This window comes from Frankia sp. BMG5.60 (assembly GCF_059428125.1).
Genome location: NZ_CM182091.1, coordinates 1,116,683 through 1,141,679, shown reverse-complemented (window position 1 = coordinate 1,141,679; position 24,997 = coordinate 1,116,683). Strand labels below are relative to the sequence as shown.

At 76.7% G+C, this 24,997-nt stretch carries 2 protein-coding genes; both read right to left on the bottom strand.

Annotated elements, in window-relative coordinates; translation table 11 throughout:
- Window positions 1–7 precede the first annotated feature (7 nt).
- On the bottom strand, window positions 8–12,562 hold the full coding sequence (locus tag AC5R91_RS04665; RefSeq protein ID WP_495395872.1) for an SDR family NAD(P)-dependent oxidoreductase: 12,555 nt from the start codon (window positions 12,560–12,562) through the stop codon (window positions 8–10).
- A gap of 31 nt (window positions 12,563–12,593) precedes the next feature.
- The gene (locus tag AC5R91_RS04660; protein WP_495395871.1) at window positions 12,594–24,995 is read right to left on the bottom strand and encodes an SDR family NAD(P)-dependent oxidoreductase; all 12,402 of its coding nucleotides are present in this window, start codon (window positions 24,993–24,995) and stop codon (window positions 12,594–12,596) included.
- Between the last annotated feature and the right edge of the window lie 2 nt (window positions 24,996–24,997).

The window sequence follows — 24,997 nt, the reverse complement described above, 5'->3', positions numbered from 1 at the left end:
CGACGGTTCATCCCCGCCCGAGCTCGTTGTCGATGAAGTCGAAGATCGCGCCGACGTCGCCCGAGCCGAGCCGCGCGGCGACCTCGTCGCCGTCGTCGCGACCCGGATCGAGGCCGTCCCAGCGGGCGACCAGCGCGCGCAGGCGGGCGAGGACGTCACGGCGGGTGTCCTCGTCGGGCGCGGTGGCCAGGATCGCCTCGACGCCGTCGAGCTGCTCCGCCGCCGGATCGGCCGCGGCCGGCACCAGCCGGTCCCGCAGATGGCCGGCCAGCGCGGTCGGCGTCGGGCAGTCGAACACGAGGGTTGCGGGCAGGGTCAGCGCGGTGGCGGCGGCCAGCCGATTGCGCAGTTCGAGCGCGGTCAGCGAGTCGAGGCCGAGCTCGGTGAAGGTGCGGTCGGTGCCGACCTCCGCCGCGCCGCCGTGCCCGAGCACCGCGGCGACCGTGGAACGGACCAGGTCGAGCACCGCCCGGCTCCGCTCGGCCTCGGGAAGCCGCGCGAGGTCGCGCACCGCGGCCCGGCCCGGGTCGGACGCTGCCCCCGGCCGCGGCCGCGCGGCGGGGATCAGGGTGGAGAACAGCGGCGGCAGCGTGCCGTCGCGGGCCCGGCCGCGCAGCGCGGGCAGGTCGAGGCGGACCGGCGCCGTGAGCGGGCGGTCCGCCGCGATCGCCGCGTCGAACAGTGCCAGCCCGGCCTGCGTCGGCAGGGCGGCGAGACCATCGCGGGCCAGCCGGTCCCGGCCGGCGGCGCCGACCGCGCCCGTCATCGCGCTGCTGGCGTCCCAGAGACCCCAGGCCAGCGACGTCCCGGCCAGCCCGCGGGCGTGGCGCAGGGCCGCGAGGGCGTCGAGGTAGGCGTTCGCCGCGCTGTATCCAGCCTGCCCCGCGTTGCCCACGATGCCGGCGAAGGAGGAGAACAGCACGAAGGCGCGCAGATCCTCACCGGCCGTCAGGTCGTGCAGGTTCCAGGCGGCGTCGACCTTCGGGCGCAGCACCGCCGCCACCCGCTGCGGAGTCAGCGACGTCACCACGGCGTCATCCAGCGTGCCGGCGGCGTGGATCACCGCCCGCAGCGGACGGGTCGGCGGGACGGCGTCGAGCACCCGCGCCAGCGCGGCGCGGTCGGCGACGTCGCAGGCGGCCACCTCCACCCCGGCGCCAAGGTCGGTGAGTTCCGCCGTGAGCTGCGCCGCGCCGGGCGCGGCGGCGCCCCGACGGCTGACGAGCAGCAGGTTGCGCGCGCCGTGGACGGTGACGAGATGGCGGGCCACCAGGGCGCCGAGCAGACCGGTGCCACCGGTGATCAGCACGGTCCCGTCCGGATCCCACGCGCCCGCGCCGGCGGCCGCGCCCACCGGCACGGCCGGGGTGCTGGGGGTGTCGAGGGCGCTGGGGGCGTCGAGGGCGCTGGGGGTGTCGGCGGCGCTGGGGGTGTCGGGGGTGGGCAGACGGGTGAGCCTGACGACGCGCACGACGCCGTCGCGCACGGCGAGCCGCGGCTCCCCGCTCGCCAGGGCCCGCGGGACGGCCGCCGCGGAGGCTGGCCGGTCGTCGAGGTCCAGCAGGACGAACCGCTCCGGGTGTTCGAGCTGGGCGGAGCGGACCAGCCCCCACACCGCCGCGCCCGCCAGGTCGGGGGCGTCCTCGCCGGGGTCGACGGTCATCGCACCGCGGGTGACGACGGCCAGCCGGGCGTGGGCCCACCGTTCGTCGGCCAGCCACGCCTGGACGAGGCCGAGGGTGTCGGCGACCGCCGCCCGCGCGCTGGGCGCGTCCGGTGCCGAGGCCGGCTCGCACACGGCGAGGACGACCTCACCCGGGATCGCGTCGACGGCCGGGGCGGGCAGACCGGCGAGGTCCGAGGCCCGCGGGGCGTCGACTCCGGCCGCATCGAGGGCCGCGGTGAGATCGGTGGTGAGATCCGTGGACAGGTCGGCGGCCGGGCCGGCCGCGGGCGCGGGCTCGCCGCCGCCGCCCGAGGGCGTCAGCACGGCCCACCGGGTGACCGCCCGCGCGTCGCCGACGTCGATGCCCGCAGGCCACGTCAGGACGTACAGCGGGTCGTGTTCCGCCTGCGTCCCGCCGAGCAGGTCCGGCGAGGTGCGGCGGACGGTCAGCCGGTCGACGGCGATCACCGGTGCCCCCGTGTCGTCGGTGGCGGTCAGGGCGAAGGCGTCGGTCCCGGCCGGGCTCAGCCGTACCCGCAGCGACAGGGCGCCCGCCTGCCGCAGGGTGACCCCCGACCAGGAGAACGGCAGCGGCACCGAGGCGGCGGCCCCCGCGGCCGGCGGGCCGCCGGCCGTGTCGAGTGCCGCGACGGCCAGCGCGTGCAGTGCGGCGTCGAGCAGGGCGGGATGCACGCCGAAGGCCGCGGCCGCGGCCGCGGCGGACTCGGCTTCGGTTGCGGTTGCGGTTGCGGTTGCGGTCAGGCTCACCTCGGCGTGGACGACGTCGCCGGCGCGCCAGGCGCGGCGCAGTCCCTGGAAGGCGGGGCCGTACTCCAGGGCCAGATCACCGAGGCGGGCGTAGGCGTCGGTGAGGTCCAGCGGCTGCGCCCCCGGCGGCGGCCACGCCGTGGTCCGCACCGCGCCGGCGTCGGGGGCGGCGTCGATGGCGGTGTCGGGGTCGGTGGTGCTGGTGGTGTCCGGGGTGAGCGGCGTGGTGTCCGGGGCGAGCGTGCCCACGGCGTGGCGGCGCCAGCCCGGCTCGTCGCCGGTCCGGGAATGGACTGTGACCGGTCGCCGGCTGGTGTCCGACGGCGCGCCCACCCCGACGCGCAGTCGGACCGAGCCGGACTCCGGGATGACCAGCGGCGCGGAGAGGGTGAGGTCCTCGACCCGTCCGCAGCCGGCGAATCCGCCGGCGTGCAGCGCGAGTTCCACGAACGCCGTTCCCGGCAGCAGGACGGTGCCGTTCACGGCGTGGTCGCGCAGCCACGGGTGGGTGCGCGTGGACAGCCGCCCGGTGAAGGTCAGCTCGTCGCCGTCCACCCCGTCGACGACCGCGGCGAGCAGCCCGTGGTCGGCGGCCTCCAGGCCCAGGTCGGCCACCCCCTGCGCGCCGGTGGTGCCCGCGGCGGGCTCCAGCCAGAAGCGACGGCGCTGGAACGTGTAGGTCGGCAGGTCCACCCGGCGGGGCGGCCGGGCGCCCCCGCTGAACAGCGCGGGCAGGTCGAGGGCGACGCCGTGCACGTGCGCCTGGGCCAGGGACAGCCGGAAGCGGTCCAGGCCGCCCTCGTCGCGGCGCAGCGAGCCGAGCGCGACGGCGCGGCCCCGGCCCTCGTGCAGGCCCGCGTCCTCGATGGTCTCCTGCGTCCCGATCGTCAGCACCGGATGCGGGCTGCACTCGACGAACACCCGGTGACCGCGGTCGAGCAGGGTGCGGGTGGCCCGCTCGAACTCCACGGTCTGGCGCAGGTTGTCGTACCAGTAGCGGGCGTCCAGGCCGGCGGTGTCGACCACGCCGCCGGTCGTCGCGGAGACGAAGGTGACGTCGCTGGTGCGGGGGCTGATGTCGGCCAGCGCGTCGAGCAGCCGCGCGCGCAGCGGCTCCACGTGCGGGGAGTGCGAGGCGTAGTCCACCGGGATGCGCCGCGCCCGCAGGCCCTCGGCCTCGGCTGCGGCGAGCAGTTCCGTCAGGGCGTCGGCGTCGCCGGCCACCGCGGTGGAGGAGGGACCGTTGACGGCGGCGACGGCCAGCCGTCCGTTCCATCGTCCCAGCAGCTCGCGCACCCGCTCCGCCGGCGCGGCGAGGGACGCCATGGCGCCGGTCCCGGACAGCTCGGCGATGGCCTGGCTGCGCAACGCCACCACCTTGGCCGCATCGTCCAGGGACAGGGCCCCGGCGACGCAGGCGGCCGCGATCTCGCCCTGGGAGTGCCCGACGACCGCGCCGGGGCGCACCCCGTGGGAGACCCACAGCTCGGCGAGGGAGACCATCACGGCGAACAGCGCCGGCTGCACCACGTCCACCCGCTCCGGCGGGGGCCCCGAGACGCCGCGCAGGACGTCGATCAGCGACCAGCCGGTATGGGGCGCGAGGGCCCGCGCGCAGGCCGTGATGGCGTCGCGGAACACCGGGGAGGTGTCCAGCAGCTCCGTTGCCATGCCCGACCACTGGGATCCCTGGCCGGGGAAGACGAGCACGACGGGCTGGGGATCGGTCGTCCACGCCGCGGCGGTGCCGGCGGCCTGCTCGCCGCGGGCGAGCGCGCGGGTGCCGGCCAGCAGGCGCTCCCGGCCGGCGCCCACCACGGCGGCCCGCAGGTCGTGGTGCGCCCGGGCCGTCGCCAGGGTGAAGCCGACATCGCGTGGGTCGAGCCCGGGGTCGGCCTCGACGCGTCCGACCAGGGCGGCGGCCTGGGCGCGCAGCGCGGACTCGTCACGGGCGGAGACCACCCACACCTGCGGCCCGCCCGCCGCGGGCTCTGCCGCCGCGGGCTCCCTCGCCGCGGGCTCCCTCGCCGCGGGCTCCGCCGGCGCCGGCTGTGTCGGGACTCGCCGGGCCGGCGCCGGAGGCGCCACGGTGTCGGCGGGCGCCTCCTCGATCAGGACGTGGGCGTTGGTGCCGCTGATGCCGAACGACGACACGCCGGCGCGGCGCGGTCGACCGTCGCGCGGCCACGGCACCGCCTCGGTGAGCAGCGAGACCGCGCCGGCCGACCAGTCCACGTGCGGGGAGGGCGCGTCGACGTGCAGGGTCGGTGGCAGCAGCTCGTGGCGCAGCGCCATGACCATCTTGATGACGCCGGCGACCCCCGCCGCTGCGAGCGTGTGGCCGATGTTGGACTTGATCGATCCGAGCCACAGGGGCCGCTGCGCGGGCCGGTCCCGGCCGTAGGTCGCCAGCAGCGCCTGCGCCTCGATCGGGTCGCCGAGCGCCGTGCCGGTGCCGTGCGCCTCGACCACGTCCACGTCGGCGGGGCTCAGGTCGGCGGCGCGCAGCGCCTGGCGGATGACCCGCTGCTGGGACGGCCCGTTGGGCGCGGTCAGGCCGTTGCTGGCCCCGTCCTGGTTGACCGCCGAGCCGCGGACCACGGCCAACACCTGATGGCCGTTGCGGCGGGCGTCGTCGAGGCGTTCGAGCAGCAGCATCCCGGCGCCCTCCCCCCACCCGGTGCCGTCCGCCGCCGCCGAGAACGCCTTGCTGCGTCCGTCCGGGGCGAGACCGCGCTGCCGGCTGAACTCGACGAACGTGCCCGGGGTCGCCATCACCGTCGCGCCGCCCACCAGGGCGAGCGTGCACTCGTCGCCGCGCAGCGCCTGGCAGGCCAGGTGCAGGGCGACCAGCGACGAGGAGCACGCCGTGTCGACGGTGACCGCCGGGCCTTCGAGCCCGAGCGTGTAGGCGACGCGCCCCGAGGCGACGCTCGTCGTGTTGCCCGTGGACAGGTAGCCCTCCAGGGCCGACGGTGCCGAGCCGCGCAGCGAGGCGTAGTCCTGGGAGATGACGCCGGCGAACACCCCGGTCCGGCTGCCCGCCAGCGTCGTCGGGTCGATCCCGGCGTGTTCGAGGACCTCCCACGCCGTCTCCAGCAGCAGGCGCTGCTGCGGGTCGGTGGCCAGCGCCTCCCGCGGGCTGAGACCGAAGAAGGACGCGTCGAACTCGTCGGCGTCGTAGAGGAACCCACCCTGGGTGGCGTAGGTCCGCCCCGGCCGGTCCGGGTCGGGGTCGTACAACCCGTCCAGGTCCCAGCCGCGGTTGACCGGGAACGCGCCGACGGCGTCGGTGCCGGCCGCGACGAGGTCCCACAGCTGCTCCGCCGAGCGGGCCCCGCCCGGGAAACGGCAGCTCGCCGCGACGATCGCGATCGGCTCGTCCGGCGCCGCCGCCGGGCGCCGCACGTCGGCGCCGGCGGGGTCCGGCGCGTCGTCGGGCGCGCCGAGCAGCTCGCCGCGCAGGAAGGCGGCGAGCGCCGCGGCGGTCGGGTGGTCGAACAGCAGGGTCGCGGGCAGCCGGAGCCCGGTCGCCGTGTTCAGGCGGTTGCGCAGTTCCACGGACGTCAGCGAGTCGAAGCCGAGGGCGTTGAAGGGACGGTCGGCCTCGACGAGGTCGGGGGTGGCGTGGCCGAGCACGGATGCCACCTGGCCGCGGACGGTGTCGAGCAGGACGCGCAGCTGGTCGGCGGAGGGCAGTCCGCGCAGCGTGCCGGCCAGGCCGCCGCCGACAGCGGTGGCCGGCCGCGCGGCGCCGGCGCGACGGCGCACCAGCGCGCGCAGCGTCGGCGCCAGCGTGCCGGCCGCCTCGCGGGCCGCGAGGGCGGCATGGTCGAACCGGGCGGGCACCACCACCGGGTCGCCGGCCAGGGCGGCGTCGAACAGGGCCATCCCCTCGGCCACGGACAGCGTGCGGGCACCGCCGCGGGCGACGCGGCGCCGGTCCGCCGCCGTCAGACTGGTCGTCATGCCGCCGACCGGCGCCCACGGCCCCCAGACCAGGGAGACGGCGGGTCGGCCGTGGGCCCGCCGGTGGGTGGCCAGGGCATCGAGGAACGTGTTCGCCGCCGCGTAGTTGGCCTGGCCCGGGTTGCCGGCCACCCCGGCGAGCGAGGAGAACAGCACGAACGCGGCCAGGTCCGCCTCGGCGGTCAGCTCGTGCAGGTGCCAGGCCGCGTCGGCCTTGGGTCGCATCACCGCGTCGAGCTGCGGCGGGGTCAGGCCGGCGAGCGCGGCGTCGTCGAGTGTCCCGGCGGCGTGCACGACCGCGGTCAGCGGGTGCCGCGCGGGCACGGCGGCCAGCAGCGCGGCCACCTCGGCGCGGTCGGCGACGTCGCAGGCCACCACCGTGGCCTCGGCGCCGAGCTCGGTGAGCTGCCCGACCAGCTCGGCGACGCCGGCCGCACCGGGTCCGCGGCGCGACGCCAGCAGCAGATGGCGTGCCCCGGCCCCGGTGACCAGGTGACGGGCCAGCGCGGCGCCGAGCGCCCCGGTCCCGCCCGTGACGAGGACGGTGCCCTCCGGGTCGATCGTGCCCGGCAGGGTGAGGACCACCTTGCCCACGTGCCGCGCCTGGCTGAGGAACCGGAACGCCTCCGGCGCGCGGGCCACGTCCCAGGCCGTCACCGGCAGCGGGGCGAGCACGTCGGCCTCGAACAGCGCGCACAGCTCGGCGAGTAGCGCCTGGATGCGCGCCGGTTCGGCGTCGCTGAGGTCGTACGGCTGGTAGCGCACGCCGGGATGGTCGGCCTCGACCCGCGCGCGCTCGCGCAGGTCGGTCTTGCCCATCTCCAGGAACCGGCCGCCGCGGGGCAGCAGGCGCAGCGACGCGTCGATGAAGTCCCCGGCGAGGGAGTTCAGCACGATGTCGACGCCGCGCCCGCCGGTGACGTCGAGGAACCGCCGCTCGAACTCGAGCGTCCGCGACGAGGCGAGATGGTCCTCGGCCACGCCGGCCGCGCGCAGCGCCGGCCACTTGCCCGGACTGGCCGTCGCGAAGACCTCCAGGCCGAGATGGCGCGCCAGGCGTGTCGCCGCCATGCCGACGCCGCCGGCGGCGGCGTGCACGAGCACCGCGTCGCCGGGCCGGGCGCGGGCCAGCTCCACCAGTCCGTACCAGGCGGTGAGGTAGGTGATCGGTGTCGCGGCGCCCTGGGCGAACGACATCCCGCGTGGCAGGCGGCTCAGCCGTCGGTGGTCGGCGACGGCGAGCGGTGCGATCGCGCCGGCGAACAGGCCCATCACCCGGTCGCCCGGCGCGAGCCCGGCGACGTCCGGCGCCGTCTCCACGACGACGCCGGCGCCCTCGCTGCCGAGCTGCGCCTCGCCCGGGTACATGCCGAGGGCGATCAGCACGTCGCGGAAGTTCAGCCCCGCCGCGCGCACCGCGACCCGCACCTGGCCGGGCCCGAGCGTCGCGGTCGCCTCCGGTGCCGGGACCAGGGCCAGGCCGTCCAGGGTGCCCGCGGTGGTGAGGTCGAGCCGCCACGCCGGGACCGCCGGCGGCGGGGCCAGCCGCCGGGCGACATCGCCGCGCACCACCCGCGGCGCCCGCAGGCCGTCGCCGCGCACGGCGAGCTGGGACTCCCCGGCCGCCACGGCCGCGAGCGCGGCGGGCAGCCGTCCGCTGGCGGCACCACCGGCACCGCGGTGGTCACTGTGGTCGCCGTGGTCGCCGTGGTCGCCGCCGGGGTCGAGGTCGACGACCGCGACCCGACCGGGATGCTCGGCCTGGGCGGTGCGGATCAGGCCCCACAGCGCGGCCTGCGGCAGTGACCGGACGTCCTCGCCGGGCCCGGCGGCGACGGCGCCCCGGGTGAGCACGACCAGCGTCGACGCCGCGAGGGCGTCGTCGGCCAGCCAGTCCTGCAGCACGGCCAGCAGCGAGGCCGCGAGCCGGCGCGCCTCCGCGGCGGGGCCCGCGTCGGCGGTCTGATCCCGCGGGTCGCCGGGTCGGCCCGGCGGTCGGTCGGTCTGGTTCAGCAGGTGACTGGCCTGATCCGACAGGTCGTCGGCGTGGACCAGCACGGCGTCGGGCTGCCCGCCCGTGCCGCCGGCCAGCGCCGCGCGCAACGTCGGCAGGTCCGGGTAGTCGGGCAGGGTCGGCTCGTCGTCCGCCGACGCCCGCAGCTCGGCGCCGTCGCCGAGCAGGACCCACCGGCCTCCGGCGTCGGGCGCCGCTTCGGCGGGCACCGGCACCCAGTCCAGGCCGTGCGGGGGGTCGTGGCGGGGCCGGGTGGCGTGCAGCGTCGAGCGGGGCGCCGAGCGCATGGTCAGCGATGCGACGGTGGCGACCGCGCCGCCCGCCGGGTCTGCGAGGGTGACGGAGACGGTACCGTCGTCGGCCGTCCGCACCCTGGCATCGACCTCGGTGGCGCCGGTGGCGTGCACCCGCACCCCCGACCAGGAGAACGGGATGCGCACCTGGTCGTCGCCCTCCGGGCCGCCGGCCGCCGCGGAGTCGAACGCCAGCAGGTGCAGGGCGGCGTCCAGCAGCGCGGGATGGACGGCGAATCCCGACGGGTCGGTGTCCGGCGCGAGGCGCAGCCGCGCGTACAGGTCGGGTCCGCGCCGCCAGGCCGCCCGCACCACGCGAAACGCCGGGCCGTAGGCGTAGCCGAGCCGCGCCAGGTCGTCGTAGAGCTCGTCGGTGGGCAGCGTCGTGGCGTCCGCCGGGGTGGTCACGGACCCGCGCGCCGGGCCGCCGGGCCCCGCCGCGCCGTCCGCGCCGTCCGACGGGGCGAGCGTGCCGGTGGCGTGACGGGTCCAGCCGCCGTCGTTCGCCCACGCCCGCGCGCCGGCGTCCTGGTCGTCCTGCGGGTCGCGGGACGGACGGGAGAGCACCTGCACGGCCCGACGGCCCGCCTCGTCGGGGGCGCCCAGGCTCACCTGCAGGTCCACGGCCGCGGCCAGGACCAGCGGGGCCTCGATGATCAGCTCTTCGACCACGGGGCAGCCGACGCCGTCGCCGGCGTGGACGGCGAGGTCGACGAACGCCGTGCCCGCCAGCAGCGTGGTGCCGGCGATGACGTGGTCGTTCAGCCAGGGCTGGGCCCGGGCGGTGAGCCGTCCGGTCAGCACCGCGGCCACGGCGCCGCCGTCGGCGATCGGGGTGGCCGCGCGCAGCAGTGGGTGGTGCGCGCCGACCTGTCCGAACGCGGCGGCGTCCGCGACGCCCGCCGGGGCGTCGAGCCAGAACCGCTGATGCTGGAACGCGTAGGTGGGCAGCTCGACGCGCGGCTGCGCGTCCGGGCGCGGCCCCGCCGCGCACACCGTCGGCCAGTCGGGGCCGACACCGTGCGCGTGCAGGGCCGCGACCGCGGAGATCAGGGTGAGCGCCTCGGGCTGGCCGGCGCGCGCGGTCGCGACGGACAGAACGCTTGACGGGCCGACGCCGGCGGCGGCCGGGTCGGTGCCGGACGGGTGGGCGGCGGGCGTGTCTGTGGCGGGCGCGTCGGTGGTGGGCGTGTCGGTGGTGGGCGTGTCGGTGGCGTCGGTGGCGTCGGTGGCGTCGGCGGCGGCGGTGTCGGCGGCGGCGGGGGCCAGCACCGTGTCCGGTCCGATCTCCAGATAGGCGCGCACGCCGTGGGACCGCAGCTCCCGGACGCCGTCGGCGAAGCGCACGGCCCGCCGGACGTGGTCGACCCAGTAGTCCGGGTCGCCGAGCTGTTCCGGGGTGGCGATCCGGCCGGTGAGGTTGGACACGACGGGCCGCTGCGGCGCCGCGGGGCGCAGCCCGCGCAGCACGCCGCGGAACTCGTCGAGCATCCCGGCCATCTGGGGGGAGTGGAAGGCGTGGCTGACCTGCAGCCGCCTGGTCCGCCGTCCCCAGCCGCGGATCTCGGCGGCGACGCGCTCGGCGGCGTCGGCGTCCCCGGACACGACCGTCGACGTCGGGCCGTTGACCGCGGCGATGCCGAGTTGGTCCTCCAGCCCGACGAGCAGCGGGAGAACCTCGGACTCGGCCGCCGCCAGCGCGATCATCGCTCCGCCGCCGGGCAGGGCCTGCATGAGTCGGCCGCGCGCGGCGATCAGCGCGCACGCGTCCGCCAGGTCGAACACACCGGCGACGTGCGCCGCGACGATCTCGCCGACGGAGTGCCCCAGCAGCAGGTCCGGACGCACGCCCCAGGAGTCGAGCAGCCGGAACAGCGCCACCTCGAAGGCGAACAGCGCCGGCTGAGCGTACCCGGTGCGGTGGATCGCGTCGGCATCCACCGCGGTGGCGAACATCAGCGGCAGCAGCGGCCGGTCGAGGTGCCGGTCGAGTGTGCCCGCCACCTCGTCGAGGGCGGCGGCGAACACCGGGTAGGTCTCGTACAGCTCGCGGCCCATGCCCGGGCGCTGGCTGCCCTGCCCGGTGAACAGGAAGGCGGTGCGGCCGGGCGTCGCCGAGGCGGTGACGCCGGACTGGCGGCCCTCGGCGAGCGCGAGCAGCCCGGCCAGTAGCTCCTCGCGCCGCTGCGTCGCGGGCGCCTGCGCCGCGGCGGGCAGGACCGTCGCCCGCACGTCCAGGGCGTCCCGGGTGGTGGCGAGGGCGACCGCCACGGCCGTCGGGTCCAGCTCTGGGCGTGCGAGCAGGTGCTCGTGCAGCCGCCGGGCCTGCTCGCGCAGGGCGGCGGGGGAGGCTGCGGAGAGCACCCAGGGCAACGGTGCGACCCCGCTGCTCTGCGTGACACCGCTCTGCGTGACACCGGCCGCCGGTGCCTCGTCCGCCGGTGCGGGTGGCGTGGTGGTGTCGTCGTCCGTCGGGGCCTCCAGCACGACGTGGGCGTTGGTGCCGCTGATGCCGAAGGAGGAGACCGCCGCCCGCCGGGGCCGGTCCGCGTCCGGCCAGGGCTCGGCGTGGGTGAGCAGGCTGACCGCCGCAGCGTCCCAGTCGACGTGCGGGGTGGGGGCGTCGACGTGCAGGGTGGCGGGCAGCACGCCGTGGCGCATCGCCTCGACCATCTTGATGACGCCGGCGACCCCGGCGGCGGCCTGGGTGTGCCCGATGTTGGACTTGACCGAGCCGAGCCACAGCGGCCGCGCGGCGGGCCGACCGCGGCCGTAGACGTTCAGCAGCGCCCGCGCCTCGATCGGGTCGCCGAGCGAGGTGCCCGTGCCGTGGGCCTCCACCGCGTCGACCTGGTCGGGGGCCAGCCGCGCCTCGGCCAGCGCCCGGCGGATCACCCGCTCCTGGGACGGCCCGTTCGGCGCGGTCAGCCCGTTGGACGCGCCGTCGGAGTTGACGGCGCTGCCGCGCAGCAGGGCGAGTACCGGATGGTGGTTGCGCCGCGCGTCGGAGAGCCGTTCCAGCAGCAGCAGGCCGCCGCCCTCCGCGAAGTTCGTGCCGTCGGCCGCCGCGGCGAAGGACTTGCAGCGGCCGTCGGCGGCGAGCCCGCGCTGGCGGCTGAACTCGACGAACACCCCGGGCGAGGCCAGCACGGTCGCGCCGCCGGCCACCGCCAGACCGCACTCCCCGGCCCGCAGCGCCCGGCTGGCGAGGTGGATCGCCACCAGCGACGAGGAGCAGGCGGTGTCGACGGTCACCGCGGGGCCCTCCAGCCCGAAGGTGTACGCGACCCGCCCGGACGCCACGCTGGGCGTCTTGCCGGTGAGCAGGTAGCCCTCGGCGGTGGTGGTCGCCTCGTCGAGGCGCGGGCCGTACTCGGGCGCGATCACCCCGGCGAACACCCCGGTGTCGCTGCCGCGCAGGGACGTCCGGGGGATGCCGGCGTTCTCGAACAGCTCCCAGGTCAGTTCCAGCAGCAGGCGGTGCTGCGGGTCGGCGGCGGCGGCCTCGCGCGGGCTGATGCCGAACAGGCCGGCGTCGAACCCGGCGGCGTCCGCGAGGAACGCACCCTGGCGGGTGTACGAGGCGCCGGAGCGGTCCGGGTCGGGGTCGTAGAGCCGGTCGAGATCCCAGCCGCGGTCGTCCGGGAAGTCGCCGACGGCGTCGCCGCCGGCCTCCACCAGCCGCCACAGTTCCTGCGACGACCCGACGCCGCCCGGGTACCGGCAGGCCATCGCCACGATCGCCACGGGCTCCCGGTCCCGGGCGTCGGCGACCCGCAGCCGCTCGCGCGCCTCGTGCAGGTCACCGGTCACGCGACGGAGGTAGTCGCGCAGCTTCTCCTCGTTCGCCATGCGGGGGGTACCTCCAGCTCGATGGGGCCGGTCAGAGCTTGTTGTCGATGAAGTCGAAGATCTCGTCGTCCGAGGCCTCGTCGAGGCTCCGGGCGACGGCGTCGACGGCGCGGGCCAGCGAGGACTCCGGCGCCGTGCTCTCGGCGTCCGCCCGTCGGGCCCGCAGGGTGGCCAGCAGGTCCTCGACCCGCGCGGTCGCCCGCGTCAGGTCGTCGTGGTCCGCCGGCAGCTCCCGCAGCGACGCCTCCAGCCGATCGAGCTCCGCGAGCGCGGCCAGCGGGTCCGGTGTCGGTGGCTGCTCGGCGTCACGCAGCTCGTCGTCGAGGTGCGCGGCGAGGCGGGCCGGCGTCGGATGGTCGAACACCGCCGTCGCGGCCAGCCGCAGGCCGGTGGCCGTGTTGAGCCGGTTGCGCAGCTCCACCGCGGTCAGCGAGTCGAACCCGAGGTCCTTGAACGCCCCGTCGGCCCGCACGGTCACCGGGGAGGAATGCCCGAGCGTGAGGGCGACCTGCGTCCGGACCAGCTCGTCCAGCGCCTCCCGCCGGGCCTCCGGTGTCATCCCGGGCGCCCGCCATGACCGGGACGTCTCGGCGCGCGGGCGGGTGCGAGCGGAGGCGCCGGCGCCGGCGAGTCCCCGCAGGATCGGGGGTACCTCGCCGTCCGCCGCCCGCAGCGCGCGCCGGTCGAACCTCGCCGGGACGACCACCGCCCGCGAGGACGTCAGTGCCGCGTCGAACAGCGCCAGGCCGTCCGGCGTGGTCAGCGGGGTCAGGCCGGAGCGGCTGAGCCGCGCCAGGTCGGCCCGCGCGAGGTGGGCGGTCATCTCGCTGGTCTGCGCCCACAGCGGCCAGGCCATCGACGTCGCCGGCAGGCCGCGGCTGCGGCGGTGCTGCGCCAGCGCGTCCAGGTAGGCGTTGGCCGCCGCGTAGTTGGCCTGACCGGCGGGGCCCAGCGTCGCGGCGATCGACGAGAACAGGACGAACGCCGCCAGATCGTGATCGACGGTGAGCTCGTGCAGGTTCCAGGCCGCGTCGACCTTCGGGCGCAGCACGGCGTCGAGGCGGTCGGGGGTCAGCGTCGCGAACAGGCCGTCGTCGATCACCCCGGCGGCGTGCACGACCGCGGTCAGCGGATGCGCGGCCGGGATGCGGGCCAGCACGCCGGCCAGGGTCTCCCGGTCGGCCGCGTCGCAGGCGACGACGTCGACGTGCGTCCCGGTCGCCGCCAGCTCCGCCACCAGCTCGGCGGCACCGTCGGCGGCCGGGCCGCGGCGGCTGAGCAGCAGCAGGCGGCGCACGCCGTGCTCGGCGGCGAGGTGGCGGGCCAGGTGCCCGCCGAGCACGCCGGTGCCGCCGGTGAGCAGAACCGTCCCGTCCGGATCGGGCGGGCGCGGCACGGTGAGCACGACCTTGCCGGTGTGCCGGGCCTGGCCGATGAAGCGGAACGCCTCCGGGGCGCGCCGGACGTCCCACGCGGTGACGGGAAGCGCGCCGAGCTCGCCGCGGCCGAACATGCCCGTCACCGCCTCGAACATCTCCCGGACGTGGTCGGGACCCCGGTCGGTGACGTCATACGCCTGGTACAGCACGTCGGGCCGCGTCGCGGCGATCTCCCGCGGGTCGCGGATGTCGGTCTTGCCCATCTCGACGAACCGTCCCCGCGCGCCCAGCAGGCGCAGCGAGGCGTCGACGTACTCGCGGGCGAGGGAGTTGAGCACCACGTCCACCCCGCGGCCCGCCGTGGCGTCGCGGAACCGCTCCTCGAAGCCGAGGTTCCGGCTGGAGGCGATGCGCTCGTCGGGTATTCCCAGCGACCGCAGCACCGGCCACTTCGCCGGGCTGGCCGTGCCGTACACCGTCAGACCCCACTGCCGGGCGAACTGGATCGCGGCCATGCCCACGCCGCCGGTCGCCGCGTGCACGAGCAGGGTCTCACCCGGCTGGACCGCGGCGATCTCCCGCAGCCCGTAGTAGGCGGTGAGGAACACGACGGGGATGGCCGCGGCCTCGGCGAACGACAGCCCGGCGGGCAGCCTGGCCACCATCCGGTGGTCCGCGATCGAGACCGGTCCGGCCCCCTCCGACAGCAGGCCCATGACCCGGTCGCCCGGGGCGAGGTCGGTGACGCCCGGCCCGACCTCGATCACCACCCCGGCGCACTCGCCCGCGGGCGGCCGGTTGTCGCCGGTCACCATGCCCAGTGCCAGGATCACCTCGCGGAAGTTCAGTCCCGCCGCCCGCAGTGCGATGCGGACCTCGCCGTCGCCGAGCGGCCGACTCGCCGCGGCGCTCTCGCGCAGGGTGAGTCCGTCGAGGGCACCCTGCCCGGTGAACACGAGCTGCCAGTCGTCGCCGGGCGCGGCGAGCACGTCCCCGGCGCCGTCCTGGTCGACGAGACGCGGGACGTACGCGATCCCGTCACGCAGTGCCACCTGCGACTCGCCCGCCGTCAGCGCCGCGGTGACGGCGGGGGAGAACGCCCCGGCCAGCGGCGGGACGGTGGACGGGCGCGCGCCGAGATCGACCAGTGCGACACGGTCGGGATACTCGGCGAGGGCCGACCGCAGCAGACCCCAGACCGCGGCGGCGGCGAGCTGTCCGCTGTCCTCCCCGGGATGCGTGGCCACGGCGCCGTGGGTGACGAACACCAGCCGCCCGGCGTCGGCCCGCGCGGTCCACTCGGCGGCGATCCCGAACGCGTGGTGCACGGCGGCGTGGACCGCCGCGGGCGAGCCGTCGCCGCCGTCGACCAGCACGAACACGTCGCGCTCCCCACTCGCCACCCCGGCCCGCTCCGGCGCGACGATCAGCTCCCACGCGGCGACCGGTTCCGACGCGGCGACCGGTTCCGGCGCGCTGCCCGGCTCGGACGCGGCGAGGTCACCCGCCGGGAGAGCGGTGGGCTCGGCGGGAGTCAGGGCGACCCAGTCCAGCGCGTAGATGGCGGGGCCGCCCACCGCGTCGGCGCGTGCCCCGGCGAGGGCGGCGAGCTGGTCGGCGGCCAGCGGGCGCACCGTCAACGCATCGACGGTGACCACGGTCCGCCCGGCGGCGTCGGTGCCGAGCACGGCGACGCTGTCGGGCCCGGTCGGGGTGACGCGGACCCGCAGCGCCGCGGCGCCGGGCGCGTGCACGCGCACCCCGCTCCAGGAGAACGGCACCAGCACCGCGTCGCCGTCCGCCGGCGGCAGGGCGAGCGCGGCGGCGTGCAGGGCGGCGTCGAGGAGCGCGGGGTGCAGACGGAAGGCCCCCGCCTCGGCGTCCTGCACCGGCAGCACGACATCGCCGTGGACGGCCTGCTCAAACCGCCAGGCGGCGTGCAGGCCCTGGAAGACCGGTCCGTAGTCGTAGCCGCGGTCGGCCAGGGACTCGTACAGTTCGGCCACGTCGATCGGGGTGGCGCCGACCGGCGGCCAGGCGGACGTGCCCCCGTCGGCCCTCGTGTCTCCGTCGGCCCTCGTGTCTCCGTCGGCCCTCGTGTCTCCGTCGGCCCTCGTGTCCCCATTGAGCAGGGTGCCCTCGGCGTGTCGGGTCCACGGCCCGGGCGGCGCCGCGTCCGCCCGCGGGCGGGAGAACACGGCGACCGGACGGTGACCCTGGTCGTCCGGCCCGCCGAGCACCACCTGGACGGTGACGACGTCGTCCGGGGACAGCGGCAGGGGCGCGTGCAGGGTCAGGTCCGCCAGCGCGCCGGTCGCCCCGCCCGCGTGCAGTGCCAGTTCGACGAACACCGTCCCGGGGACGAGCACCGTCCCCGCGACCGCGTGGTCGGCGAGCCACGGATGGGTGGCCAGCGACAGCACGCCGGTGAAGACGGCGGTGTCGGTGCCGGCCACGGCCACGGTGGCGCAGAGCAGGGGATGGCCGGTCTCGGTGAGGCCCGCGGCCGACAGGCCGGCGCCGACGGCGGGGGCCGCCAGCCAGTACCTGCTGCGCTGGAACTGGTAGGTCGGCAGGTCGACCAGCGGCGCGCGGCGCCTGCGCGGCGTGGCCGGGTCGTGGGGTGTGGCCGGGTCGGTCAGCGCGGGCAGGTCGAGGGGCACCCCGTGGACGAACGCCTGCGCCGCGGACAGCAGCAGGCGGTGGCGGCCCCCGTCGTCGCGGCGCAGGGTGGGGATGACGGCGGCCGGCGGCGTCTGCTCGGCGCCCGGTCCGTCGCCGCGCTCGGCCTCCTCGGCCAGGGTCTCCAGGGTCTCCTGCACCCCCACGGTGAGCACCGGGTGGGAGCTGGACTCGACGAACGTGCGGTGTCCATCCGCGGCAAGCGCACGTACGGCGGTCTCGAACTCGACGCGGTTGCGCAGGTTGCGGTACCAGTAGCCGGCGTCCAGCCCGGCGGTGTCGAACCTGCCCCCGGTGACCGTGGAGTAGAACGCCACCTGCGCGGGACGCGGCCGGATGTCCGTGAGCGCGTCGAGCAGGCCGTCCCGGACGGTCTCGACGTGCGCCGAATGGGAGGCGTAGTCGACCGGCACCCGGCGGGCCCGCACGTCGTGCGCGTCGCAGTGCGCCATCAGCTCGTCCAGCGCCGCCGCGGATCCCGAGACCACGGTCTGCGCGGGCCCGTTGACGGCGGCCACGCCGACGGCCCCGGACCAGCGGGCGATCAGCCGTTCCACCTCGTCGACCGGTCGCGCCACGGACACCATGCCGCCGCCGGTGATCTCCCGCAGGGCCCGGCTGCGCAGGGCCACGATCCGCGCCGCGTCGGCGAGGTCGAGCGCGCCGGCCACGTGCGCGGCGGCGATCTCCCCCTGGGAGTGGCCGACGACCGCGTCGGGACGCAGGCCCACCGAACGCCACACCGCGGCGAGCGAGACCATCATCGCGAACAGCGCGGGCTGCACGACGTCGACGCGGTCCAGCGCCGCCGGGTCGGTGCTGCGGACGACGTCCAGCAGCGACCAGTCGACGTGCGGGGCGAGCGCGTCCGCGCACGCGCTCATGGCCCGGCGGAAGACGGTCGAAGTGTCGAGCAGCTCGGTGGCCATTGCCGGCCACTGGGAGCCCTGCCCGGGGAAGACCAGCACGATCCGTCCCGGGCCCGCCTCCGGCGCGGCCCCCGCGACCACGCCGGGGCCGTTCTCGCCGTCGGCCAGGGCGGACAGCTCGCGCAGCACGCCCCGGCGGTCCTCCCCGACCACGAGCGCCCGGTGAGCGAACAGCGTGCGACCGGTCGCGAGGGCGAGGCCGGCGTCGCGCACTGCCACCTCCGGCCGGGCCGAGAGGTAGCCGTGCAACGCCCGCGCCTGGGCGGCGAGCGCGCCGGGCACCGGGGCCGACAACGGCAGCAGGACCGCGCCGGCGTCACCGGTGTCGGTGCCGTCGGTGCCGTCGGTGCCGTGCCTGGCGGTGTCGACGCCGTCGGGGTCGTTGCTGTCGGGCTCGTTGCTGTCGGTGTTGTTGTGGTTTTGGTGGGGGGTGGGGGGTTGTTCGAGGATGAGGTGGGCGTTGGTGCCGCTGATGCCGAAGCTGCTGATGGCGGCGCGGTGGGGGGTGGTGGTCCAGGGTTGGGGGGTGGTGAGGAGGTGGAGGTGGGGGGTCCAGGTGATGTGGGGGGTGGGGGTGTGGGCGTGGAGGGTGGCGGGGAGGGTGTGGTGGTGCATGGCGGTGATCATTTTGATGATGCCGGCGATGCCGGCGGCGGCTTGGGTGTGGCCGATGTTGGATTTGATGGAGCCGAGGTGGAGGGGGTTGGTGGGGGTGTGGTGGGGGGCGTAGGTGTTGAGGAGGGCTTGGGCTTCGATGGGGTCGCCGAGGGTGGTGCCGGTGCCGTGGGCTTCGATGGCGTGGATCTGGTCGGGGGTGAGGTGGGCGTTGGCGAGTGCCTGTTGGATGACGCGTTGTTGGGATGGGCCGTTGGGGGCGGTGAGGCCGTTGGAGGCGCCGTCCTGGTTGACGGCGCTGCCGCGGATGAGGGCGAGGATGGGGTGGCCGTGGCGTTGGGCGTCGGTGAGGCGTTCGAGGGCGATGAGGCCGGCGCCCTCGGCCCAGGCGGTGCCGTCGGCGTCGGCGGAGAAGGGTTTGATGCGTCCGTCGGGGGCCAGGCCGCGCTGCCGGCTGAACTCCGTGAAGGTGGTCGGCGTGGCCATGATCGTGACCCCGCCGGCGAGCGCCAGGGTGCATTCGCCGCTGCGCAGGGCCTGGGCGGCGAGGTGGACGGCGACGAGCGAGGACGAGCAGGCGGTGTCGATCGTGACGGCCGGGCCCTGCAGTCCGAGGGTGTAGGAGATGCGTCCGGAGGCGACGCTCGTCGAGGTCCCGGCGGCGAAGAAGCCCTCGTAGCCCGCGGGTGGCGCCGCCATCAGCCGCACGCCGTAGTCGTCGTACATGACGCCGGCGAAGACGCCGGTGGGGGTGCCGCGTAGCGAGGTGGGGTCGATGCCGGTGCGTTCGAGGGTTTCCCAGGCGAGTTCGAGCAGGATGCGGTGTTGGGGGTCGATGGCGGCGGCTTCGCGGGGGGAGATGCCGAAGAACTCGGCGTCGAAGTCGGGGGCGTCGTGGAGGAAGCCGCCGTGGCGGGTGTAGCTGGTGCCGGGGTGGTCGGGGTCGGGGTGGTAGAGGGTGTCGAGGTTCCAGCCGCGGTCGGTGGGGAACTCGGTGATGGCGTCGACGCCGTTGGCGACGAGGTTCCACAGGTCCTCGGGTGAGTGGACGCCGCCGGGGAAGCGGCAGGCCATGCCGACCACCGCGATCGGCTCGTCCGCCGCGTCGGCGGCGCGATCCCGGACCGAGACCGGGCCCGCCGCGGCCGGGTGCTCGCCGAGCGCGGGCTGCAGGTGCCGGGCGACGTCGAGCGGGCTGGGGTGGTCGAAGACGAGCGTCGCCGGCAGCGTCAGGCCTGTCGTCGCCGCGAGGGCGTTGCGGAACTCGACCGCCGACAGCGAGTCGAAGCCCAGCTCGCGGAACGACCGCTGCGGCGCGATCGCGTGCGCCGACGCATGACCCAGGACGCTGGCCGCCGCAGACCGGACCGTGTCCAGCAGCAGTTCCTCCTGGGCGTCGCGGTCGAGCCCGGCGAGCCGCCCGGTGAGGGCGGCGGCCCCGGAGCCGGCCGTGGCGGCGGCGACCCGGCGCGGCCTGGGCCGGCCCGCCAGCCCGCGCAGCAGCGCCGGCAACGTCCCCGCCGACGCCCGGGCGCGCAGCGCGCGACCGTCCAGGGGCGAGGGGACCACCACCGCCTCGCCGGTGGCGAGCGCCGCGTCGAACAGGGCCAGGCCCTCCGCGGTGGACATCGGCGTGATGCCCGCGTGGGCGAGGCGGGCGAGGTCGGTGGCGGACAGGCCACCCGTCATGCCCCCGTCGTCGGCCCACTGCCCCCACGCCAGGCTGATCGCGGGCAGACCGGCGGCCCGGCGCCGGTGGGCCAGCGCGTCCAGGGCCGTGTTGGCGGCCGCGTAGCCGCCCTGCCCCGCGTTGCCGAGGACGCCGGCGAGCGAGGAGAACAGCACGAACTGCGCCAGGTGCGACCCGCGGGTCAGCGCGTCCAGGTTCAGCGCCGCGTCCACCTTGGGCCGCAGTACCGTCGCCAGCCGGGCGGGCGTCAGCGCGGTGACGACCCCGTCGTCGAGGACGCCGGCGGCGTGCACGACGGCGGTCGGCGGATGGTCGGGGTCGATGCCGTCCAGCACCCGGGCGAGCGCGGCGCGGTCGGCGGCGTCGCAGGCCACCAGCGTCACCTCGGCGCCCAGTCCGGCCAGCTCCTCGACCAGCGCCTGGGCGCCGTCGGCGGCCGGGCCGCGCCGGCTGAGCAGCAGCAGACGGCGTGCGCCGTGCCGGGTGACGAGGTGACGGGCGAGGGCCCGGCCCAGCGCCCCGGTCCCGCCGGTGACGACGACGGTGCCCTCCGGCGACCAGCCGGCACCCGGCGGCGTGTCGGCGTCGGCGGGCGGTGCCGTGCGCGGCGCGGTCAGGCGGGCCAGCCGTGGCGCGTACCAACGACCCCCGCGCCGCGCCAACTGGGTCTCGCCGAGCGTGCTGGCCGTCGCGATCTCGGCGTCGTCGAGGGGCTCGTCGGTGTCGACCAGGACGAAGCGTCCGGTGTGCTCCGTGACGGCGCTGCCGAGCAGACCCCACGCCGCCGCGGCGGCGGGATCGGGCGGCGCGTCCTGGGCGCCGACGGTCACGGCGTGACGGGTGACCACCACCAGCGTCCCGGCGGACCGTCGCAACCAGCGGTGGGCCAGGTCGAGCGCCCGTGCCGTCGCCGCGTGAACCTCGGCGGCGGAGTCGTCCGGGGTCGCGTCGACGGACGGCGTACCGACGGTCGTCGTGGAGCTGCCGACGACCAGGCGGGTGAACGCCGCCTCGCCGTGGAAGGCCTCGGGGGCGTCGGGGGCGTCGGGGGCGTCATGGGCGTCATGGGCGTCGTGGGTGTCGGGCAGGGCGACGATCACCGGCGGCTCCGCCTGACCCGGCTCGACGGGCGTCCACTCGACCCGGTGCAGCGCGTCGGGACGCTCACCGGTCCCGGCGGCCGGCCGGGCGCTGGCGCGTGTCCGCATCGCCGCGATGCGCGCCACCGGCGCACCGTCGGGGTCGTCGAGTGCGATCGTGACCGTGTCCTCGCCGGCGGGGCTCAGCCGCACGCGCAGCACGGTGGCGCCGTAGGCCTCCAGCCGGATGTCGGAGAAGGAGAACGGCAGCCGGACCGTGCCCGGCCGTGGTGTCCCGGCCTCCGGGTCGGCCTCCGGGTCGGCCTCGGCGCCGGGGTCGGCGTCGGGGTCGGCGTCGATCAGCAGGGGGTGCAGGGCGGCGTCGAGCAGGGCGGGGTGCAGCGCGAACCGGTCCGCCTCCGCGCCCTGGTCCGGTGCCAGGGCGACCTCGGCGCAGATCTCCGCGCCGACGCGCCACGCCGCCCGCAGCCCCTGGAAGGCGGGGCCGTAGCGGTAGCCGCGGTCCGCCAGATCATCGTAGAACCCGGTGAGGTCGAGGTCCCGTGCGCCCGCGGGCGGCCACTGCCCGGTCGTCTCGGGTGCCCCGGCGCCGGGCCGCGGGTCGTCGGGCCGCGGGTCGTCGGGTGCGAGCAGGCCGGTGGCGTGGTGCGTCCAGGCGTCGGGGTCGGCGGGCAGGATCTCGTCGTCCGCCGGCGGACCGCCGGCGGACGACCGGGAGTAGATCTCGATGCCGCGACGGCCCGCGTCGTCCGCAGCCCCCACGACGATCTCGACGCGCACCGCCTCGCCGGTGGGCACGACGAGCGGCGTGGTGAGGGTCAGCTCGCGCACGGCGTCCACCCCGAGCTGGCGCCCGGCGTGCAGGGCCAGGTCGACGAAGGCCGCGGCGGGCAGCAGCGTCCCGCCCGCGACCTCGTGGTCGGCGAGCCACGGCTGCGCGCGGGTGGACAGCAGCCCGGTGTAGACCGCGCCGGCCCGGTCGGGCAGGTCGACGGCGGCGGAGAGGAGGGGGTGGCCGGTGGCGTGCACGCCCATGGCTGCCGCCTCCCCGGCGTCGGGCCGCATCTGAAGCCAGTAGCGCTCGCGCTGGAAGGCGTAGGTCGGCAGCTCGGTCCGGCGGGCCGGCAGCCCGGCGAACGCCTCGTCCCAGGACAGGCGGGCATCCCGTAGCCGCAGCCGGGCGACGGCGGCGAGGGCGCTGCGGGCGTCGTCGACCCCGCCGCCCAGCACGGAGGTGAGCAGCGGACCGGCCGCACCCGCCCCCTCGGCGGCCAGGCTTTCGCGGGCCGCCGCGGTGAGGGTGCGCCCGGGGCCGAGTTCCACGTAGGCGTGCACCCCCAGGGCGTGCAGGGCACGGATGCCGTCGTGGAAGCGGACGGTGTGGCGGGCGTGGCGGGCCCAGTAGTCGGGGGCGGCGAGGTCGCCGGGGGAGGCGAGGGCGCCGGTGAGGGTGGAGACGAGGGGGATGGCGGGCGCGCGGTAGGTCAGGTTCCCGGCGACGGCGCGCAGGTCGGCGAGGGCGTCGTCCATGTGGTGGGAGTGGAAGGCGTGGCTGACGCGCAGTGCCGTGGTGCGGCGACCCAGCTGCTGCCAGTGCGCCGCGAGGTGGTGGACGGCGTCGCGGTCGCCGGCGACGACGACGGATGTCGGACCGTTGACCGCGGCGACCGAGATCGTCGCCGGCCCGGCCCCGACCTGGATGATCTCGTCGAGCGTGGCGGCCAGCTCCTGCTCGGTCGCCTCGATCGCGGCCATCGCGCCGTCGGTGCGCATCGCCTGCATGAGCCGGCCACGGGCGGCGACCAGGGCGGCGGCGTCGGTCAGATCGAGCACGCCGGCGACGTGCGCCGCCGCGAGCTCCCCGACGGAGTGGCCGATCAGGTAGTCGGGGCGCAGGCCGTGCGACTCCAGCAGCCGGTAGAGCGCCACCTCCAGGGCGAACAGCGCCGGCTGGGCGAACTCGGTGCGGTCGAGCAGGTCCGCCTGCGGTGACCGCTCGTCGGTGAACATCAGCGCCCGCAGCGGCGTGGGCAGGTGCGCGTCCAGCGCGGCGCAGACGTCGTCGAGGGCGTCGGCGAACACCCGCGAGGCCTCGTGCAGCCGGCGGCCCATCCCGGCGCGCTGACTGCCCTGTCCGGCGAACAGCCACGCGGTCGTGGTCGCCGGCCGTGGGCCACCCAGCACGACGTTCGCCGCGGCCTCGCCCGCGGCGAGCCGGCGCAGCCCCTCGCGCAGTTCCGCGCGGTCGGCGGCGATGACCACGGCACGCCGCGGCAGGTGCGGGCGGGTGGTCAGCAGCGACCAGCCCACGTCCGCGAGCGGCGCTGCGTCGGTGCTGGTGCTGGTGTCGGTGCTGGTGTCGGTGCTGGTGTCGGTGCTGGTGTCCGTGTCCGTGTCGGTGTCGGTGTCGGTGTCGGACAGGAAGTCCGCCAGGCGGTCGGCCTGCCCACGCAGGCCCGCCTCGGTCCGGGCCGAGACCAGGAAGGGCAGCACCCCGCCGAGCGGCCCGCCCGAGTCGGGGCCGGCGGAGTCGGGGCCGGCGGCCTGCAGCGTCGCCGGCCCGGCCGGGCCGGTCGCCGGCGTGGCGCCGGTGCCGCCGATCGCGGCGGTCTCGCGACCTGCCGGCCCGTTGTCGGTGTTGTTGTGGTTTTGGTGGGGGGTGGGGGGTTGTTCGAGGATGAGGTGGGCGTTGGTGCCGCTGATGCCGAAGCTGCTGATGGCGGCGCGGTGGGGGGTGGTGGTCCAGGGTTGGGGGGTGGTGAGGAGGTGGAGGTGGGGGGTCCAGGTGATGTGGGGGGTGGGGGTGTGGGCGTGGAGGGTGGCGGGGAGGGTGTGGTGGTGCATGGCGGTGATCATTTTGATGATGCCGGCGATGCCGGCGGCGGCTTGGGTGTGGCCGATGTTGGATTTGATGGAGCCGAGGTGGAGGGGGTTGGTGGGGGTGTGGTGGGGGGCGTAGGTGTTGAGGAGGGCTTGGGCTTCGATGGGGTCGCCGAGGGTGGTGCCGGTGCCGTGGGCTTCGATGGCGTGGATCTGGTCGGGGGTGAGGTGGGCGTTGGCGAGTGCCTGTTGGATGACCCGTTGCTGGGACGGGCCGTTCGGCGCCGTCAGCTGACTGCTCGCCCCGTCCTGGTTGACGGCGCTGCCGCGGATGAGGGCGAGGATGGGGTGGCCGTGGCGTTGGGCGTCGGTGAGGCGTTCGAGGGCGATGAGCCCGGCGCCCTCGGCCCAGGCGGTGCCGTCGGCGTCGGCGGAGAAGGGTTTGATGCGTCCGTCGGGGGCCAGGCCGCGCTGCCGGCTGAACTCGACGAACACCGTCGGGGTGGCCATCACGGTCACGCCGCCGGCCAGGGCGAGGGTGCATTCGCCGCTGCGCAGGGCCTGGGCGGCGAGGTGGACGGCGACGAGTGAGGACGAGCACGCGGTGTCCAGGGTGACGGCGGGCCCCTGCAGCCCGAGGGTGTAGGAGACGCGCCCCGAGGCCACGCTCGGCGTGCTGCCCGTCAGCAGGTACCCCTCGTACCCGTCCGGGGCGCGGCGGTGGCGCACGCCGTAGTCGTCGTACATGACGCCGGCGAAGACGCCGGTGGGGGTGCCGCGTAGCGAGGTGGGGTCGATCCCGGCGCGTTCCAGGGTTTCCCAGGCGAGTTCGAGCAGGATGCGGTGTTGGGGGTCGATGGCGGCGGCTTCGCGGGGGGAGATGCCGAAGAACTCGGCGTCGAAGTCGGGGGCGTCGTGGAGGAAGCCGCCGTGGCGGGTGTAGCTGGTGCCGGGGTGGTCGGGGTCGGGGTGGTAGAGGGTGTCGAGGTTCCAGCCGCGGTCGGTGGGGAACTCGGTGATGGCGTCGACGCCGTTGGCGACGAGGTTCCACAGGTCCTCGGGTGAGTGGACGCCGCCGGGGAAGCGGCAGGCCATGCCGACCACCGCGATCGGCTCGTCCCTCCTGGCCTCCAGTTCTCCCAGCTGCCGTCGCGCCTGGCGCAGGTCGGTCGTCGCCCGCCTGAGGTAGTCGCGGAGTCTGTCCTCGTTGCTGGTCATCA